3 protein-coding genes are annotated in these 3,188 nt (G+C 69.4%); 2 read left to right on the top strand and 1 reads right to left on the bottom strand.

Going from position 1 to position 3,188, the window contains the following annotated elements; all coding sequences use genetic code 11:
* Nucleotides 1-961 (top strand): hypothetical protein (locus tag VF665_RS12625; RefSeq protein ID WP_331053783.1); only part of this gene is annotated, 961 nt, incomplete at its 5' end.
* Nucleotides 962-1,029: 68 nt separating this feature from the next.
* Here VF665_RS12625 and VF665_RS12620 read toward each other — a convergent pair.
* Nucleotides 1,030-1,779, bottom strand: coding sequence for a YsnF/AvaK domain-containing protein (locus VF665_RS12620; protein WP_331053782.1), 750 nt, complete (start codon nucleotides 1,777-1,779; stop codon nucleotides 1,030-1,032).
* 176 nt (nucleotides 1,780-1,955) lie between these two features.
* On the opposite strand from VF665_RS12620, the gene VF665_RS12615 reads away from it, so the two are divergent.
* On the top strand, nucleotides 1,956-2,786 hold the full coding sequence (locus VF665_RS12615; protein WP_331053781.1) for a menaquinone biosynthesis protein: 831 nt from the start codon (nucleotides 1,956-1,958) through the stop codon (nucleotides 2,784-2,786).
* Nucleotides 2,787-3,188: the final 402 nt, after the last annotated feature.

Here is a 3,188-nt window from a genome sequence, read left to right as displayed (position 1 = left end):
TCTGGGCGGGGTGCTTTGCGGCGCGGGAGCGGAGGTGCTGCTGGACGTCGCGGGGAGAAACGGCGCGCACGTCGAACTCGGCTTCGGGCTGGCATACCTGGGCGGACTCAAGGAGACTCGGGACGACTTCGAACTCCGCGGGGCCGTGCGAACCCTGCCCACACTGAGTGCCTACGTGACGGAGTTGAAGGGACCGTTCCAATCGGAGATGTACGGAGGGGTGGGCGTGGGCCTGGCTGAACTCACGAACGCGCAGGCGTATACGGATTCCGGCGCGAGATACGGCACAGGCGGAAATACGGTGGAATTCGGACCCACGCTGGGGGTCTACAGGGACACACGCTGGTTCGGCCTGTTCGCGGAGGTGTCCTACCGCTGGCGCCGCCTCCCCAGCCTGAAGTTCGAGGGGTCGGACGAGGAAGCCGCCGGCGTACCCGGGATCTGGCCGCGCAGCCTGGACCTGAGCGGCGCGCACTTGGCCGCCGGGCTGCAGATCAACCTGCGCCGGTCCCCGCTGGACGCGGCAACACCGCAGGTCTGGACGCTCGCCCGAGTGGATGCAGAGGACCTTCCCGCCATCATCGGCGTGAGGGCAGAGGACTCCACCACGATCTCCACGGAAGTGCTGTTCGGGACTCTGACGCTCACGGACACCGTACCACCCAACGATACCATCCGGTGGCGGCGTTACGTTCTCGACCTGCACACACGCGACGTTACCCGAAAGGGAGAAACCATCCTGGCGATGACGACGCGTACCTCCAGGATCGAACGGGGGCGGTACCGCGTTGTCGAGGATGATCTGCTCATGCAGCCGGATGGAGGGCTTCCGGGGTACACCGCCATCAGGTACGGCAACCAGATCCGCATCCGTGACGGGCGCACGGGATACGGGCTGGTTTTTCAGCAGTCCGGGGCGGAAGCCGGCGCGTCCAAGAGCAGCGACGACGAGGAGAGTTGAACGCAGCGGTCGCGAAGAGCGCCGGCCCGGAATCCCGGGCCGGCGCTCCTGTTCCGCTCGGATGAGGATCAGCGCGGCGCGTCACCGACGTCGTCAGGGCCCAGGATCTCGGCGCGCTCGTGGTGCAGCGTTTCCTGAATCACCTGCTCCTCCATCACCTGCCGCTTGCGGATCACCAGTTCCTCGCGGACAACCAGCCGCTTGGTGACGACGATCTCTTCTTCCACGATGGGGACGTAGAGCGTGTCGCCCTCCGTGCGCGGCTCCATCCCCACACCCGGGGGCGCGGCGCGACGCTCGACGGTGACGTCCTCGCGCATGACGGAGATGGACTCGCGCACCTGCTCGGCTTCCACGTGCTTGCGGATGCGGACTTCGCCGGCCTCCACCAGCCGCTTGCCGACCTTCAGCTCCTCCTGCGACACCACCATGCGCGCCTCGCCGTCCACCACGGCGGTGGCCTGCGCGGGCGCGGCCAGGGGCGCCGCGGGCGCTACCTCGTTGGAGTGCAGCGCGGCCACGGGTCCATCGGTGGGCTCCGTGGGAAGGCCGGGCGCCGCCTCGCCGGTGACGCCGTCCAGGTGCACGCGGCTTACCACCGGGTCCAGCCGCACGGCGGAGCGCGGCACGTACACCGTCTTGCCGCCCGGCCGCCGCGCCACGGATGCGTCCAGCGCGATGGCCAGGAACGCCGGCTCCGTGGCGCCCTGTTCCGCCACCATGTCCATCACCGTGCCCAGCATGGTTCCGTCGCCGGCGATCACCAGCCAGCCGCGAACGTCCTCCACGCCCCCGCCGCCCCCCTGCTCGTTCGCCATCGGATTGTCGTCCCCCGGTTTGTGCTCCCTGGCCGCTGCCGGTCGCGCGGCGCGGGCGGGGTCCGACGCAATCGCCATTCCCCCATCCCGGGCGGCGTTGACACCGCGCTCCCGCGTGGGCATTCTCGTCGCCCCGCGGCGGGCGCCGCGCACACATCGCTTTCCGGGAACGCCTGATGGACCACGCGCCGCTCCGGCTGGGGCACATCACCTACAGCAACTGCTTTCCGGTGCACGCCGGGCTCATCGACCGCGGCCCGCCGGCCGGGGTGCGCATCACCGAAGGCGTTCCATCGTACCTGAACGGGCTGCTGGACCGGGGCGAGATCGACGTGGCGCCCTGCTCCAGCATCGAGTTCGCGCGGCACGCGGCGGGGTACCGCGTGCTGCCGGACCTGGTGATCGGCTCGCGCGGCCCGGTGCGCAGCATCCAGTTCCTGTCCCGCCGCGCGCCGGGGGAGCTGGACGGATGCACCGTGGCCATGCCCACCGCGTCGGCGACCTCCGTGGTGCTGCTGAAAGTGCTGCTGCGGCGGCGCTGGGGCGTGCGCCCGGAGTTCGTGTGGTTCGACCAGGCGAAGGAGGATCCGTTCGCGGCAGGGGCGGAGGGCGCGCTCTTCATCGGTGACGTGGCGCTGCGGCCGGAGCTGTATCCCGAGGTGCCGCACCGCTTTGACCTGGGCGCGGAGTGGATGGCGCACACCGGACTGCCATTCGCGTTCGCCGTGTGGCAGGCGGGCGGAGGCACGGACGCACAGCTGCGCTCGCTGCATGCCGCGCTGCTGGAGTCGCGCGCGTACGGGCTGGAGCACCGCGCGGAGCTGGCGCGGCGGTACGCGGACCACTTCGGCTTCAGCGCGGAGTTTCTGGACGGGTACTGGGCCGACCTCTCCTACGATCTGGACGAGCCAATGCTGGCGGGATTGATGAAGTTCTACGAACTCGCGGCTCAGATCGGCGAGATCAACTCCGTGCCCGAAATCCGCTTCGTCGACGTCCGGGGATGATCGTCATCCGCCAGCGACGATGCGGAGTTGGCAGGGAGTTCACGGAGGAACAGCAACAGATCGGGCTCCAACAGAGGCACGGAGACACAGAGGAGGGACGACGACGGCGCGGAAGCGTTGTCCCTCCCATTCCCTATTCCCTATTCCCTATTCCCTATTCCCTGCCCTTCCCCCGCCCGCACGGCCCTCCAACACAACCACCCCTGGAGATGTCCTACCCCCAACGGCTCCGCGCGTCTGCTTGACACGCCCGGAGCCGCGCTCGATTGTACCCCGGATACCGGAATCAGCCAACCGACGGAGGAGTGGGGATTTGATCCCGTCCACAATCAGGCGCGGCGCGTCCGCGGCCGTGGTGGCGCTGGCCGTGGCCGGCGCGGCGAGCGCCCGCGCCCAGCAGAC

The organism is Longimicrobium sp. (genome assembly GCF_036387355.1).
Taxonomy (GTDB): Bacteria; Gemmatimonadota; Gemmatimonadetes; order Longimicrobiales; family Longimicrobiaceae; genus Longimicrobium.
Note: the sequence above shows the minus strand (reverse complement) of the source record. Positions and strands in the feature narration are given on the sequence as shown.

Bases quoted from the DNA above. Each gene is read 5' to 3' on its own strand.
- VF665_RS12620 (WP_331053782.1), bottom strand. From the start codon at position 1,779: ATGGCGAACGAGCAGGGGGGCGGCGGGGGCGTGGAGGACGTTCGCGGC.
- VF665_RS12615 (WP_331053781.1), top strand. From the start codon at position 1,956: ATGGACCACGCGCCGCTCCGGCTGGGGCACATCACCTACAGCAACTGC.